Raw genomic sequence first — 14,707 nt, forward strand, 5'->3', positions numbered from 1 at the left:
ATGAAAGGGAGGATTGCGTAACATGTGTGGAATTATGGGATATATCGGCAACAGAGAGGCACAATCCATCTTGATTAATGGACTGAAAAAACTGGAGTACCGCGGTTATGACTCAGCCGGAATCGCCGTGTGCGACGGGGAGTCCATCGCGATCTGCAAAGCGAAAGGGCGCATCGATGTACTGGAGGAGCAGGCGGAGAAATCCAGCCTGCAGGGGGCGATCGGAATCGGTCATACTCGCTGGGCGACACATGGACGCCCAGCCGATGAGAACTCACACCCGCACGAGGATCAGTCCGGAAAATTCGCGATCGTGCACAACGGGATCATCGAGAACTACCTCGATCTCAAGCATGAGCTGGAAGAGCGCGGAGTCGTATTCACCTCGCAGACGGATACGGAGGTCATTGTTCATTTGCTGGCGGAAGCGTACAACGGAGATATCGTATCCACCGTCCAGCAAGTGGCTGGCAAAATCCGCGGAGCGTATGCACTGGGTGTCATGACAGAGCATGAGCCGGACAAGCTTATAGCCGTCCGGCTCGCCAGCCCGCTGATCATCGGGGTAGGTGAGGGAGAGAACTTCATCGGCTCCGATATTCCCGCCGTACTGGAGCATACGCGCGATGTCTACGTCCTCGAGGATGGCGACCTGGCCGTATTGACCAAAGATTCGGTCACGGTCATGAATATGGATACCAATCAGCTGATAGAACGCGACCTCATTCGAATCGAGTGGGACAAAGAGCAGGCGGAAAAGGATGGATACGACCATTACATGCTCAAAGAAATTCACGAGCAGCCGCGCGCTCTGCGAAACACGATGACGGGGAGGATAGACGAAGCGGGGCAGCGTGTTGTATTCCCGGGTCTGAACTTGGCGCCCGAGGACGTCATCGGAATCGAAAAGATATACATAGTCGCGTGCGGAACGGCTTACCATGCAGGAATGATCGGCAAATATGTCATTGAAAATCTGGCGCAAATTCCAGTGGAAATCGATGTGGCGTCCGAGTTTCGCTACAGACGCCCTCTATTCAAAGGGAAGACGCTCACGATCGTCGTCAGTCAATCCGGTGAGACGGCGGATACACTCGCCGCCTTGCGTGAAGCAAAACGTCACGGCTCTGCCATCGTAGCGATCACGAATGTCGTGGGCAGCTCCATCGCACGGGAAGCCGATCATCTGATTACGACGAATGCAGGCCCGGAAATTGCGGTGGCTTCTACCAAAGCTTATACCTCTCAGTTGATCGCTTTCTACTTGTTCGGACTGTATCTGGCACAGTGCAAGGAGTCGCTATCTGCCGAAGAGAGAATCTCCTTGATCGCGGCCTTGCAAAAGCTGCCCGATCAGGTGGAAACGGTCCTTTCACACGCAGAGGGAATTCACTCGTTTGCTCAATCTATCAAGGACGAGGGTCATCTGTTCTTCATCGGTCGAGGACTCGATTACGCGGTTTCTCTGGAAGGCTCCCTGAAGCTGAAGGAAATCTCCTACATTCACTCCGAGGCCTATGCGGCTGGAGAACTCAAGCACGGTACACTGGCTCTCATTCAGGAAGGAACGCGGGTCATCGCATTGTCCACACAAGCGGAGCTGCACGAGAAAATGGTCAGCAACATTACAGAAGTAAAAGCAAGAGGAGCAAACGTCCTCGGGATCGCTCTGGAAGACAACGTGGAGCTGCATCGCTCCGTCGATGATGTCTGCCTGATTCCGTCTACGCCAGCCCTGTTGACTCCGGTTTTGAGCGTGATTCCTCTTCAGTTGATCTCGTATTACACTTCCGTTGCTTTGGGAAATGACGTGGATCGTCCGCGAAATCTAGCAAAAAGTGTAACAGTCGAATAGCAACGCACGTCCTAACTCCAAGTAGAAGGAAGATAAAAGGGGGATTGAGTGAATGAGCACCTCGAATCGGACGTTGAATCAGGAGGTTTTGCTGGAGATTATGCAAAAGGCCTATCAGCTGGGCGTGCAGAGGAAAGACATCAACCTGGGAATGATGATTGACACGTTGACTTGTGAATTAAAGCCATACTTCGAGCATGACATCCAGCTTCGCTCCTATAGAGAGCGAAAGCTGGACGGGACGGAGGGAATCGGATGAACATACATGCAGTTATTTTGGCAGCAGGAAAAGGAACGCGGATGAAGTCCAGATTGTACAAGGTCATGCATCCGGTTTGCGGCAAGCCGATGATCGAGCACGTCGTAGAAGCGGTAGAAGATCTCGCCTTGCACAAATTGGTCGTGGTGATCGGGCACGGGGCGGAAGCGGTCATGCACCAGCTTGGCGACCGCGTCACCTACGCCCATCAGCAAGAACAGCTGGGGACGGCCCACGCCGTGTGGATGTGCCGCGAAGCATTGGAGAATCAGGAAGGCGTCACTCTCGTTCTAAATGGAGATACGCCTCTGGTGCGAAAAGAAACGCTGCACGAACTCCTCTCCTATCATCGGGAGAGGGGTGCAGCGGCGACCGTCCTGACAGCGGTTGTGGACAATCCGACTGGTTACGGCAGAATCATCCGTGACGAGAGCGGCGACGTCAGACGGATCGTGGAAGAAAAGGACGCTACTCTGGGACAGAAAAAGGTGTGCGAAATCAGCACCGGCATTTTTTGCTTTGATAATCGCAAACTGTTCGAGACCCTGCCGCTCGTCTCCAATGAGAACGCCCAAGGAGAGTACTACTTGCCAGACGTCCTGTCGATTCTTCAAGACCAAGGCTGCCTGATCAGTGCCTTTGTCGCGGATGATCCGGATGAAGGGGCGGGTGTCAACGACCGTATCCAACTGGCGCAAATGGAACAAAAGCTGCGCAAGCGAATCAATGAGCGCCACATGAGTCATGGCGTGACGATTATTGATCCGGTCTCGACTTATATTGATTCGGATGTGCAGATCGCCTCGGATACGGTCATCTATCCAGGCTCCTATTTGAGCGGACGCACTCGTATAGCAGAGGGATGCGCCATTGGACCAAACGCTCATGTGATGGACAGTGTGATCGAAAGCCATGTGCAGGTGAGCTCGTCTACCGTCGTAGGCAGCAAGATTCCACAGGACTCCATCATTGGGCCGTACGCGTTTGTGAGCGGGGAGACAGGAGTGCAGGAAGACAGAGGGCATGAGCGTCGCTTGCCTCGGGAGAACATGCTGGCAACTGCCCAAGCTGCCGGGGGACGATGCTGATACCGCGATGTGCACGTACAGGCATACGCCAAAGCTGGGTATGGCTGTTGGCTGCCATCTTCGTATCGATCGTTGTGCTGATCATGCTGCAGCTCCGCCCATCCCCCGCTCATGTGAAGGCGACGTGGATCTGGGATGCACGCATCATTTCTGAGCAATCAGAGGAGATCATCGCCTTTGCCAAACAAAACGAAATCAATTTGATTTACTTGCACATAGAACCGACGACGATTCGACCGCAGGATTACCGCACCTTTATCCAAGCGGCGAGCCGAGCGTCCATCCGTGTCGAGGCGCTGGGAGGCGATCCGAACTGGGCTTACGTCGCAAATCGTGGAAGCATCAGTGAACTGATCTCCTGGGTGAAGGCCTATAATCGATCGGCCAAGGCCGAAGAACAATTCCGGGGGATCCACGTAGATATCGAGCCGTACCTTCTGCCTGAATGGAAGAAGGATCAGGACGCAGTCGTCAAGCAATGGATGAAAAACGTCGTCTACCTGGTTGCGGAAACGAAAAAAGACTCCGATTTGCGGGTCGGTGCAGACCTTCCCTTTTGGATCGATTCGGTACATGTCCCGGGAGAATCGGAAAAAGTGAGCAACTGGATGGTAGAGCGTCTAGACAGCATCACCTTGATGGCTTATCGAAATCACGCCAAAGGACCGAACGGCATCGTTGACATCGTGCACAAGATTGTCGCTGATGCCAATGCGCTCAAAAGCGATTCGGTAGTGGTCGGAGTCAACATTTTGAAATCCGATGAAGGGGATAATGTGAGCTTTCACCAGGCTGGAACAGCCGAGATGGAGAGCCAGCTCGCCATTCTAGAGGATGAGCTCGCGAATAATCCCGCCTTTGCAGGCAGTGCGATACACGATTACGAGAGTTGGCTCCATGCGAGCAGACGAGAGGAGTAATGACGAATGAAAGCCGCGCGCATCTACCTGAGTGTTCTATGCCTAACGCTCGGCTTTCTATTCGGCTTTTCCCCTGCGGAAAAAAAGAGTAAAGCCACATGGATCTGGCAGTCGGAGACGATTGGCAAGAACAAGCAAGAGATTTTGACCTTTTGTGAAGAGAATGAAATCACGCTGATCTACTTGCGCATCGATATGAATCAAACGTACGACTACTATCGTTCTTTCATTCGGGATGCGAATGCAAAGGGGATCGAAGTGCATGCGGTCGCGGGTCATCCTGCGTGGGCGCTGGCCAGCAATCAAAAGAGAATGCTGAAGATTGTGAATTGGGTCAAGAAATACAACGATTCCGTGTCCGTGGCAGAACAGGTGAGAGGGATCCAACTAGATATCGAGCCGTATCTGCTTCCGCAATGGGAGACAGAGCAGGATCGGGTCATTCGGGAATGGCAAGCGAACATCGAGGTGTTCACGGAGGAACTGGCGCAGGCCGGCAATCTGGAGGCGAGTGCCGCGATCCCGTTCTGGATGGATGACATCCCTACTCCGAACAATCCGGACTTGTCCCTGTCTACTTGGCTGATATCCCGTTTTGATACGGTCTGCATCATGGCGTATCGGGACAAGCTGGATGGTCCCAATGGGCTGCTGGATCTGGTCGACGATGAAATGACTCAGGCTGACAAGCTTGAACGCAGAGTGCTGATCGCAGTGAACATGAAAGAAATCGACGATGATCATGCATCTTTCGCCGAAGAGGGAGTCGACGAGATGAACCAGCTCCTCGATGAGCTGCCTGCAAAGCTGGCGGACCATCCATCTTACGGCGGGAATGCGATTCACGATTATCGGCACTGGAAGGAGGCTGCCATCGTGACGCCTTTGCCTGATAAACCAAGGGGCTACCGTGGCACCTATATCTGGCGTGCAGAGACTTTGAAGTCGGAATCCGAAGAAATCCTCGACTTTTCCGAGAAAAATGGTGTAAACCTGCTCTATGTCCGAATCGATATGCAGCAGCCGCCCTCCATGTACCAGGATTTTGTCAAGAAAGCAAAGGCGGCGGGGATCGAAGTGCACGCCATGGGAGGTCATCCGATCTGGGCACTGGAGGAAAACCGGCACAAGCTCTTGACCCTGGTCAAATGGGTGAAAGCGTACAATCAAACGTCTTCGGAGGATGAGCGAATCCTCGGCGTGCATGTGGATATCGAGCCGTATGTGATGCCCCGCTGGAGAGAAGACAAAGAGGCAGTCCTGCGCCAATGGATGGGAAATATCGAAGCATTCGTAGCCGAGTCCAAGGACGGAGGTCTGGAAGCGAGCGTGGATCTCGCCGCTTGGCTGGATAACACCCCGACTCCCGGCCAACCTGACGTGCCCTTTTCGCACTGGATGATCGACCGGCTGGATCATACGACTTTAATGGCATTCCGTGACCGGGCGGAGAGCATCGTAGGGCTGGTCGAAAGTCAGATGAAGTACGCCTCCGACCAAGGGAAAAAGCTGGTGGTAGCCGTGGAGACCAAAGAGTCTCACGAAAGTTCCTTCGTCAGCTTCTATGAAGATGGAATGGGCGAAATGAATCGTCAGCTTGATCGCGTTGCACAGCTTCTGGGCGGATATCCTGCCTATATGGGGCAAGCGATCCATGCCTACGAGTACTGGAAAAATGGAAAGGACTAATGGCTTGTGCAGCGCAACGACGAAGCATTTTCGTGTACAATGGAGAAAACGAGCAGCCGAAAAGAGGCGAAATTTCCATGCGGGATGTACAGAGCCGACACAAAGGGCTCCCGCCGCGCACGCCAGATATGCTGTACAACATTGTGCGCAAATTTTATCGGGGCGCTGTCAGCCATTACGATTTGATCCAGGAGAAAAAGCAAGACGTGCGAGCGGCTTGGCAGAGAAGGCAAGCGACAGGAGAGGATGCCGAGCTGCGTCAGGCTCTGCACACGTTGTTTCTGGAATTTCATTTTTACGTGACTTGCTGGCTGCAAATCGAGATGGCCATGTTCCGGCTGGCCAGACAGGAGGAGTCACAAGCTCGAGTACTGGAAAGCTTCCGCCCGGAATTGGAAAGGCATCTGAGCGTTAGGGAGCAGCTGGATCAGACGGAGGCAAGTGTAGAGGCGCAGCTTTTGCACGGTGGGCCGGAGTGGAGTTGCGTGCAGAGGGATGCCTATTGGTTTGACGGAATTGCTTTCACTGTTGATGAACACAGTCTGCAAACCTTGCAAGCTCTGTATGAGGCAATCCAGCAGGCACGAATCAAGCAATCGGAATAGAAAAAAGCGTGGCTGCCTAGAGAACACAGCCACGCTTTTTCTCTTTTAGAAGCTGCCAGGGAAAATGGAGCCGGTGTAGGCAGTCATTTGTCCGCCAAGGTTGTTTTGGGCGCGTACTTCCTGAGTGTTGGTGCCAGCAAAGCCAGGCGAGAACATCGATTGGGCATTTGCACCCATCGTGCTGCCGTAGTTTTGGTACGACTGTTGTTGTGGCTGCAGACCATATCCGCTGCTCATGATGCCTGCCATTGCAGTTCCGCCCTGATTTTGCTGACGCACTTCTTGCACATTCGTGCCGGCAAAGCCAGGAGAGAAAATGCCTCCGCCCATTTGGGCATTCAGCCCGGTGTTGCCTGTGTAGCCCGCATAGCCTGTGTTGTTGCGTTGTTGGACTTCTTGCACATTGGTTCCGGCGAAGCCAGGAGAGAAGATGCTTCCGCCGAGGGACGCGTTGGTTAAGCCAGCTTGTCCAGCGTAACCACCGAATCCGGTGTTGTTGCGTTGCTGCACTTCTTGTACATTGGTTCCGGCAAAGCCAGGAGAGAAGATGCTTCCGCCGAAGGACGCGTTAGTGAAGCCGGCTTGTCCGGTGTAACCGCCGAAGCCGGAGTTGTTGCGTTGTTGGACTTCCTGCACGTTGGTTCCTGCGAAGCCTGGGGAGAAGATAGATTGGGTGGACGCGCCAAATGCAGGCTGGTAGGCAGCTTGCGTTTGCTGGAAGCCTTGCTGCGAAGGTGCCGCATAGCCAGCGTTCAGCTGTCTTACTTCTTGCGCGTTGGTATTGGCAAAGCCAGGTTGGAACATGGCTTGCGTACCTCCAATGCCACCACCGAAGGACATGCCGTATGTAGGTGCTGCTGAAGCGTAACCGCCTTGGTTCAATTGCTGCACCTCTTGTACAGTGGTGTTGGCAAAGCCAGGTTGGAACATGGCGCCAGCTTGGCCCATGGCTCCAGAGATATTTTGTTGATGTTGTGATTGCATGAAATTGTTCATGTAGGTCATGAGAAGACCACCTCCTGCACCATATGATTTCCAAGGTTGGCCAGCTAATGCATGTACTGACAAAACAAGAGAATTCATTATTTTAAAGAAAATAGAACAAAAACATGCCGGATTATCAGCCGGCATGCTCCTGCAAATCATTTGGATTCCAATGCCCGAAGGCTAGCCACAGCGTTGGTTTTCCTGTGGGACCGATGCTTGCTTTTACGGGTTCAAATCCGATCCCGCGAAACAGGGCAAGACTCGCCTCGTTATCCAGGGCAACCCGCACATACAGTTTGGGCAGCTGCTTACAGACATGAGCAGTCAGGGCCTTGCCGATGCCGCGATTGCGGTATCGCTTGTCGACGACCAAAAAGGAGTGTCCGAGTCCGCAGCGCGAGACTGCAAACAGCCCGACTACCCGTTTGCCATTCATCGCCAGAGCCACTGCCGTTCCTTGCTCCGACATCTTTTTGGGCGTGAGGCGTGTCAGCCAGTCGATGGCATGCTTGGTGATGCGTCGATCCCCTTCCTGGCGTGCAAATCGAACCAACGTCGTTTGTGATTCGGCCAACGCTTGTGGCGGCATGATTACATATTTCAGCTTCATATTCGTTACCCCGCTACGGCATCTCGCCCGCTTGGCAGGCGGGAAACATACTGTGCATAATGGATGAGATTGGACAGGGACAGGCGACGGATCGTGGGTTCGTCGAATTTCTCGGGTTTGGCATTGGCTTCGAAAAACCAGAGCTTGCCATCTTCGGTCAACCCCAAATCCATGGACATTTCAGCCAAATCTTTGATTTCCTCATTTAAAGTTCGAGCGATCGTCAAGGAGGTCTGGTGAATCGCCGCCTCCATTTTTTCGGGATCAGCGAACAAGGAATGCAGTACGCTGGACAGAGAATGAATGGAGCCCCCGCGTGGCACATGGGTGGTGATGCTTTGCGAGCCTGCTCTGCGAATGCCGACTCCAGTCACACTCCATTCCCCGTTCCCATCCTTTTGTACGAGCACGCGCACATCAAACGGCTTTCCCTGATAGCGCGCCCGTTTAATCCCTTGCTGAATGATGTACTTCTTCTGGCCGATCTGGCTTTTGACATGCCTCCATAGGTCCTCCAGATTGGCAAAACGGCGGGTGACGGCCCTTTGGTTCTTCAGGCGCTCCAGGCGCCACATATCATTTTTGTATTCCACTCGCATGATTCCTTCGCCCGCTTTGCCTCGAACCGGCTTCAAATAGACGAAGCGGTGGTCGGTACAAAAGCTGCGAAAGCGTGCAAACGTGTCGAGTTTTTTCGTCACGGGTAAAAAAGCTTGCACGGTTGGATAATCATCGAGCATTTGAAACAGCTCTTGCTTGTCAAAGAAGCAGCGGTTAAACAGGGTGACATTGGGAAGATCATTGATGCTGGAGAGTGTTTTGCGCACTTCCGGACGCTGCTCCGCCTTGCGAGTGGGGATGCGGTTGTACACGACGTGGGGGAATGGGAGAATGGCTTCTTGCCAGCAGTCCTGCTGATGGTTGTACAGGTACCCGCGGACCTTCTTGTTCTCCCAATTGATGCCCTGCGGCGTAAATACATACACGAGTGCTCCCCATTTTTTTCCGGAGAGGGAGATATCCTTGAAATTATCCCGATTTCCCACGAATGCTGCACCCTCGCCGACAGTCAGGATACCGATTAATGGCCCGAGACGCAGGGAGTTGTTGACCATCTTCCAGTTGATCCGGGTGCGAATACGGCCTGATTGCTGATTGGGCAGACCAGTATGCAACCGTTTATGGTGAGAAAAAGGCCCAAGGCTGGCGATTAACGGTTTACGAGGGCGATTGGCCAAAGCTTGCTTTGGCAGCTGCAAATACCATTTGCCGCTTGGGAGGATGGTCAGCCACCCGGAGCGCTGCCTTTGCATGGGTGTTCCTCCTTCCTGAAAAACGGTCTTGTTCGCATGGATCAAAAATTCGCGAGATAGCAGCTGTAGTCGACGAGCAGCTTGCGAGATTCGTAGTCAGCATCCTTGAGGCGGGCGTGCTTGAAAATGGAACGACCTGGTTTGGAGTTCGCTTCGAACATCCAGACATGGCCATGTGTATCGATTCCCATATCGAGACCGAGTTCACCCAGATCGATGCCTTTTGCCAGCTCAATCGCTGTGGCAAGGCGGATGGAAGCATCGGAAATACGCTCTACCATCAGGGCTTTCTGTTTTCCGAATAGCTGCTGCAGCAGTTCATTGCCCGGAATGACGGTGCCTCCCGTTCGCACGTGGGTCGTCACACTGCCTGATCCTGCCACCTTGGCAGCGGTGCAGGACACGACCCATTCATTCTGTTGGTTTTTATGGAGATGAACGCGGAAATCAAAAGGGCGTCCGTGGAACGTCATCAGAGAAATTCCTTGCTGGGCGAGGTAGGAGCTGACACGGCGGCTGCGAAACACATGCTGGTACAGGGAGGAAAGCTTGGTGAAATGGCGCTTTACGTTCCCGCTGCCGTTGTGATAAGACACATCGTATCCGGAACCTGTGCGTACGACCTTCACGATGCCGTAACCCAGGCTGCCGTTTTTCGGTTTGAGATAGACGATCGGATATTTTTTGATCAGGTTGCGTACCGTTTGCAGGGACGGTGAGGTGTACGTCTCCGGGATATGCTCGTTCACCTCCGGATTGGGATAGAGGAGCTGATGGACGCCCCATTTGTTGAAGAAGCCCTGGTTAAACATCGGCGTGTTCTCGTAGTTTGCCAGCTTGTATTTGAAGTCCCGGACAGCTTCGTGATTTTCGGCAGAACGGGAGGGAATGCGGTCATAGATCACATCAGGCATCGCCGTCGTTACCCTTCGCCAGGTGTACCCTCCATTTTTTCCTTTGCGCAAGAACCAGGCGCTCACTTCTTTTTTGTCCCAATCCACATCATGGGGGGAAAAAATGTAGTAGAACACGCCCTTTCCTTCCTGTGCCTGGAGCAGCTTTTGGAAAAAGGAGGTTCGGGATCCGATGGGATTTTTCGAATCTCTGCGCACCCCTGTCGTGACGATGCCGATTGCAGGACCGATTCGCAGGACGTCCCCCTCACGCTTGAGGTTGATCAATCCGCCATGGGGGATGCCTAGCTGGTTTTGCAGTGAGCTTGTGACTTTCACGGTGTTTCCTTCAGGATTTCGTTTATCTAGCAGAATAGTGGCGACTGCTTCCTTCTTTCCCAGCGAGATAATCACTTTTTGGCGGGGATTGAGCTGCAGCTTGGTAATGAGATTGATTGGCAGGATGATCCCGTAGACATGGGGATGGGAAAGGAAGCGAAGTCGCACTCGGGTTGTTTCCATGCTTAGTAACCTCCTACACGCTCTTTCATGAGATAGTGAGCATAACGAACAGGCTGGGCGATGGAATGAAGCCGGGCTTTTGGGTCGTTAATCATGGTGAATACCGTTCTTCCTGGCCGGCTGTTTACTTCGATGATCCAGACATTTCCGGCCGTATCGATGCCGACATCGATGCCGAGCTCGACGAGTCTTCCGTGGGATTTCTCCAGAAAACGAGGCAGTTCTGCGGTAAGGTGATCGATGCTTTGCTCAATCCGTGCTCGCATGGCTGGCTTGTAGTGCCTCGCAAGAAACGGCGTGAGTGGAACAGCTTTCCCACCGCCGTGCAAATTGGAGGTAACACTTCTTTTATCGCCAATCCGAACAGCTTTGCCCGTTGTTTCCCACTCTCCCTTCCCGTTTTTTTGCACCAGTACGCGGACATCGAAAGGCGAGCCGTCTGGTGTGTGCAGATCGAGATAAGGCTGGACCAGAAATTTGCGGCCAGCTGTGAATGTGGTGATAAACGACTTCAGGCCGCCGGGTTCTTTGAGGACTCGACGGAAAGGTTGATTTTCCTTATTGCGGCCCGAAATGTCATAGCCGCCCCGGCGCTCTGTGATTCGTGCGACACCGATTCCGTGCGTTCCTGCCATGGGTTTGATGATGGCGGATCCGTACTGATCCAAGGTGGCTTGCAAGGTGGAATAGGTCAAAAGCTCGGTAGGCGGCAGTGCGGGGGCCAGGATCGGAGAATGGATGAGCATCTGGTGCACCTGCCATTTTCCGGACAGGCCGTGCCCCAAAAATGTAATGTTGCGATCGTTTTGCAACTTATCCACGAATGGTTTATAGTTGCGGTAAGCTGGGCCAACAAAGCAACGATCGTAAACGAAGGCTGGCAATGGGAAGGTATCCGATTGCCAGGCCCCGTTTCTGTATTCGTAGCCGGCCACGGTTCGGGATGTGAAGTTTACCCGACGCGGAGAAAACACAAATACGCGGATGCCTTGCTTGCGTCCAAAGAGCGTCAGCTTTTTGTAATACCCTTTGTCGATAAAATGGGAGCCTTGGCAACGAGTCATGATGCCCAAGGTTCTACGGTTTACTGTCATGAGGGTCACCTTCGCCTATTTTTCTTGGCTGTCGGTTTTGCTTTGGCTGCCCGGGGAAAACCACTTACATAGGCTGCATACTCAAGCATGCGCACTACCGAGGGACGGGCGCGGCGGGGAGGCTGCTCCACGCCATCTGGCAGGGGGACGGTGTTCGCGGACTTGGATGGCTTGCTGTTTACTTCGAGCAACCATACATGGCCACGCACATCGACACCGAGATCGACCCCGAACTCCGCATAATGACCTGGCAATGCTTCTTCGAGCAGCACGGACAGCTTTAACGCAACTGCTCCCAGCGTCTGAGGAGTGGGGCGGGTAGTGCCAGCCCACGGACCGCAAAGACGCAGAGCTTGAAGTGGAGGCAGCATGGAGCCGCCCCTTGAAATATTGGAAACGATGCGATTTTGCCCCAAGCGTGCCACCATGGAAGTGACCGCCCATTCTCCTTTTCGGTTTTTTTGTACCAAAATGCGAAAATCGGTTGGCCGATTTTGGATGCCAATCAGTAATAAGCCTTGCTGCAACAGGTAGGGTTTGTTTTTTGTCTGTCTGGAGAGGTACTGATGCAGCCCGGCAATGCTGGAGAATGTCTTGCTCAGCCCTCCTGGCCGAGCGAACTGATAGCCTTGTTCGGTTCTGCGCAGCCGGATGATCCCTTTTCCCATACTGCCGTTCGCAGGCTTCGCATAAACCATGCGGTGGCTTTCAAGCATAGTCTGTAACTCTTCCTGACTCTGATAGCAAACCATTTTGGGGAGATAGGGCTCAGCTGCTTCTTGATTTTCGAGAGCCGAGTGAACGTGCCACTTATTCAAGAACTGCTCGTTAAAAAACGGGATGTTTGCATCCTTGCAGCGCCCGACCCAATTGGACATCTGTTCGCTTCGCTCCCGCTGCCTTGACACGAGGCGGTTGTATATACATTGGGGGAGTGGCAAAACCTTTTGTCTCCAAACGCCGCCCCTTCTGACGAGACCGCGGACGATTCCTGCATCCCAGTTCACATCCTGAAGCCGGAAAGCACAGATGATTCCGCCGCGCTTCCGGCAAATATCGGCCGATTCATTAAAGAACGATGTCAGAGGTCCAAAGGGGGATTGTGGAAACTGCGCGTTGTAGGTAGAGACGAGAATCCCCACATAGGGTCCAAATACTAGAGACTGATGGTTCGCCTGATAACTGGCCAGCAGAGGGATTCCCATAGGCAGATGCAGCGCTTGAGCGACCGATGGCCGGATCAAAGTGCTTCCCTTGCGATCACTGCTGCTTACTCGGGCTTGAACCTTTTTGCTTCCAAATTGGACGGTGAGGGTAGTCGTAGAGAGATTCCATTTGCGCATGTGCGCCTGGGGCAGGTAAAGGTCTACTTCCGACTTTGGCTCGTATGGTTGAATGATGGTTGGAACGTAAGACATGGTTATCCCCTTCCCATCAGGCATGAAGTTAGTCTATGGTATGAGTAGGGAAATGGTTTGGTTCCATGTAGGGAAGAGAGGTTGTTAGTAAAAATGAACATTTGGACAGTAATGATAAATATCGGAGTAGGCTCCGTCATTGGCGGAGTGACCAACGAGCTGGCGATACGGATGCTCTTCCGGCCGTTGAAGCCTTGGTACATAGGGGGTTGGCGCGTTCCTTTCACACCTGGTTTAATCCCTAGTAGGCGCGATGATATCGCCATACAAATGGGCAGATTGGTGGAAGAGCATCTGCTCACGATGGAGGGAGTCAAGAGGGCGTTAACCCAAAGCGGGCTGGAAAATGCGATAGCTGGCTGGCTGAATCGGATAGCGATGGACAAGATGACAGATGACCAGAGTCTGCGGCAAGTGCTGCAACGCTTTGTTCCGCAACTCTTTCAGGAAGACGGGACTTGGAGCGAATCCATTCGCCAGCCGCTGCAGCTGCACTGGCAAACTTTCGTGGATCGCACCCTATATCAATATGAAGGGAAAACGCTGCGTGAGCTGATTCCGGCTGCTGGACGGGAGCGCCTGGATACAGCCCTGGATACGGCAGTTGCGCTGCTGCTGCAAAGGTTCCGCGAATATTTGCACTCGCCTGAGGGGGCGCAGTCCATCCAGGCTATGATCCGCGGTCTTTTGGGCGGTGGAGGGGGGATGTTCGGCGGGCTTGTCGGCATGTTCCTCGGTGATGACAAGATCATCGGCAAGCTGCTGCCGCACCTCGATGAACTCTTGCAGCATCCTGACCTTTCCCAGAAATTGCGGCACATGCTAGGAGCGGAAGCGGACAAGCTGCTCGATAAAAACGTGGGCGAACTCGTGGCGTGGATCGGCCGAGAGCAAATAGATGAGTGGTCTCTGGCGCTGTTTGCGAGACTGGAAGAACAGAGTCAAAGATTCGTGGACGAGCCTATGTCCCGTTTGACTGCACCGTTTCAGAAGGCAGTCAGCACGGAGCTCATCCCTCGTTTTGCGCGCTGGATGGTAGAAACGCTGGAAAAGAATGTCGAGCGTATCTTTCAAAAGCTCAGCATACGTGAAATTGTGACACGCCAGGTAGAAGGATTCCCGATTGAGAGGATCGAAGAAATGGTGGTAGGTATCTCAGGCAGGGAGTTCCGCATGATTACAGTGCTCGGCTTCGTACTGGGAGGAATGATCGGGCTCGTACAGGGCTTGCTGGCAGGATGGCTAGGATAGCCAAACTGAAAAGAAACTGTAAACCATCTGTAATATTCCTGTAATATAAGAGGGGTAAGATAAAACTACGATGAAAACCCCCTTAATGATATACTTTCTGTTCGGTAGCTTGAAAAAGCTACCCTTTTTTTTTGCCTCGCCTTCGGGTATATTGTTCCAAGGAGCCAGTAAGTTGAACGGGTGGAAGATTAGGAAGGGGGAAG

Annotated in this window: 13 protein-coding genes; 7 read left to right on the forward strand and 6 right to left on the reverse strand. The window is 53.1% G+C overall.

Annotated features, from left to right (window positions below):
• The first annotated feature begins 22 nt into the window (after positions 1-22).
• From glmS to JNE38_RS07270, 6 genes are all read left to right on the forward strand, one after another.
• A complete protein-coding gene (gene glmS, locus JNE38_RS07245; protein WP_203355926.1) occupies positions 23-1,855 on the forward strand; it encodes a glutamine--fructose-6-phosphate transaminase (isomerizing) in 1,833 nt (610 codons plus the stop codon).
• A gap of 52 nt (positions 1,856-1,907) precedes the next feature.
• On the forward strand, positions 1,908-2,114 hold the full coding sequence (locus JNE38_RS07250; protein ID WP_203355927.1) for a hypothetical protein: 207 nt from the start codon (positions 1,908-1,910) through the stop codon (positions 2,112-2,114).
• Positions 2,111-3,202, forward strand: a complete 1,092-nt coding sequence (gene glmU, locus JNE38_RS07255) for a bifunctional UDP-N-acetylglucosamine diphosphorylase/glucosamine-1-phosphate N-acetyltransferase GlmU (RefSeq protein ID WP_203355928.1) — start codon at positions 2,111-2,113, stop codon at positions 3,200-3,202. Before JNE38_RS07250 ends, glmU begins: the two co-directional genes overlap by 4 nt.
• Complete coding sequence (locus JNE38_RS07260; RefSeq protein ID WP_203355929.1) at positions 3,196-4,122, forward strand: hypothetical protein; 927 nt, start codon at positions 3,196-3,198, stop codon at positions 4,120-4,122. The genes glmU and JNE38_RS07260 overlap by 7 nt, the downstream gene beginning before the upstream one ends.
• Before the next feature lie 6 nt (positions 4,123-4,128).
• Positions 4,129-5,811, forward strand: a complete 1,683-nt coding sequence (locus tag JNE38_RS07265; RefSeq protein WP_203355930.1) for a hypothetical protein — start codon at positions 4,129-4,131, stop codon at positions 5,809-5,811.
• A 77-nt stretch (positions 5,812-5,888) separates the two neighbouring features.
• Positions 5,889-6,416 carry a hypothetical protein gene (locus JNE38_RS07270; RefSeq protein ID WP_203355931.1) on the forward strand — a complete coding sequence of 176 codons (528 nt, stop codon included), beginning with the start codon at positions 5,889-5,891 and terminating at the stop codon, positions 6,414-6,416.
• A 45-nt stretch (positions 6,417-6,461) separates the two neighbouring features.
• On the opposite strand, the gene JNE38_RS07275 is transcribed toward JNE38_RS07270, so the two are convergent.
• From JNE38_RS07275 to JNE38_RS07300, 6 genes are all read right to left on the reverse strand, one after another.
• Positions 6,462-7,421, reverse strand: coding sequence for a hypothetical protein (locus tag JNE38_RS07275; protein WP_203355932.1), 960 nt, complete (start codon positions 7,419-7,421; stop codon positions 6,462-6,464).
• 115 nt (positions 7,422-7,536) lie between these two features.
• On the reverse strand, positions 7,537-8,013 hold the full coding sequence (locus JNE38_RS07280; RefSeq protein WP_203355933.1) for a GNAT family N-acetyltransferase: 477 nt from the start codon (positions 8,011-8,013) through the stop codon (positions 7,537-7,539).
• Between the two features lie 5 nt (positions 8,014-8,018).
• Positions 8,019-9,326, reverse strand: a complete 1,308-nt coding sequence (locus tag JNE38_RS07285) for a YheC/YheD family endospore coat-associated protein (RefSeq protein WP_203355934.1) — start codon at positions 9,324-9,326, stop codon at positions 8,019-8,021.
• 41 nt (positions 9,327-9,367) lie between these two features.
• Positions 9,368-10,741 carry a YheC/YheD family endospore coat-associated protein gene (locus JNE38_RS07290; RefSeq protein WP_203355935.1) on the reverse strand — a complete coding sequence of 458 codons (1,374 nt, stop codon included), beginning with the start codon at positions 10,739-10,741 and terminating at the stop codon, positions 9,368-9,370.
• Between the two features lie 2 nt (positions 10,742-10,743).
• Entirely contained in the window at positions 10,744-11,835 is a 1,092-nt protein-coding gene (locus JNE38_RS07295) for a YheC/YheD family endospore coat-associated protein (protein ID WP_203355936.1), read from the reverse strand.
• Between the two features lie 5 nt (positions 11,836-11,840).
• A complete protein-coding gene (locus JNE38_RS07300; protein WP_203355937.1) occupies positions 11,841-13,253 on the reverse strand; it encodes a YheC/YheD family endospore coat-associated protein in 1,413 nt (470 codons plus the stop codon).
• A 93-nt stretch (positions 13,254-13,346) separates the two neighbouring features.
• Here JNE38_RS07300 and JNE38_RS07305 point away from each other — a divergent pair, with 93 nt between their 5' ends.
• Positions 13,347-14,504 (forward strand): DUF445 domain-containing protein, encoded by a 1,158-nt coding sequence (locus JNE38_RS07305; protein ID WP_203355938.1) that lies wholly within the window; start codon positions 13,347-13,349, stop codon positions 14,502-14,504.
• The last annotated feature ends 203 nt before the right edge of the window (positions 14,505-14,707 follow it).

Source organism: Brevibacillus choshinensis, from assembly GCF_016811915.1.
GTDB lineage: Bacteria > Bacillota > Bacilli > Brevibacillales > Brevibacillaceae > Brevibacillus > Brevibacillus choshinensis_A.

What these genes read in the sequence shown, in the direction of transcription:
- glmS (WP_203355926.1), top strand. Translation starts at nt 23, where the DNA reads ATGTGTGGAATTATGGGATATATCGGCAACAGAGAGGCACAATCCATC.
- JNE38_RS07250 (WP_203355927.1), top strand. Translation starts at nt 1,908, where the DNA reads ATGAGCACCTCGAATCGGACGTTGAATCAGGAGGTTTTGCTGGAGATT.
- glmU (WP_203355928.1), top strand. Translation starts at nt 2,111, where the DNA reads ATGAACATACATGCAGTTATTTTGGCAGCAGGAAAAGGAACGCGGATG.
- JNE38_RS07260 (WP_203355929.1), top strand. Translation starts at nt 3,196, where the DNA reads ATGCTGATACCGCGATGTGCACGTACAGGCATACGCCAAAGCTGGGTA.
- JNE38_RS07265 (WP_203355930.1), top strand. Translation starts at nt 4,129, where the DNA reads ATGAAAGCCGCGCGCATCTACCTGAGTGTTCTATGCCTAACGCTCGGC.
- JNE38_RS07270 (WP_203355931.1), top strand. Translation starts at nt 5,889, where the DNA reads ATGCGGGATGTACAGAGCCGACACAAAGGGCTCCCGCCGCGCACGCCA.
- JNE38_RS07275 (WP_203355932.1), bottom strand. Translation starts at nt 7,421, where the DNA reads ATGACCTACATGAACAATTTCATGCAATCACAACATCAACAAAATATC.
- JNE38_RS07280 (WP_203355933.1), bottom strand. Translation starts at nt 8,013, where the DNA reads ATGAAGCTGAAATATGTAATCATGCCGCCACAAGCGTTGGCCGAATCA.
- JNE38_RS07285 (WP_203355934.1), bottom strand. Translation starts at nt 9,326, where the DNA reads ATGCAAAGGCAGCGCTCCGGGTGGCTGACCATCCTCCCAAGCGGCAAA.
- JNE38_RS07290 (WP_203355935.1), bottom strand. Translation starts at nt 10,741, where the DNA reads ATGGAAACAACCCGAGTGCGACTTCGCTTCCTTTCCCATCCCCATGTC.
- JNE38_RS07295 (WP_203355936.1), bottom strand. Translation starts at nt 11,835, where the DNA reads ATGACAGTAAACCGTAGAACCTTGGGCATCATGACTCGTTGCCAAGGC.
- JNE38_RS07300 (WP_203355937.1), bottom strand. Translation starts at nt 13,253, where the DNA reads ATGTCTTACGTTCCAACCATCATTCAACCATACGAGCCAAAGTCGGAA.
- JNE38_RS07305 (WP_203355938.1), top strand. Translation starts at nt 13,347, where the DNA reads ATGAACATTTGGACAGTAATGATAAATATCGGAGTAGGCTCCGTCATT.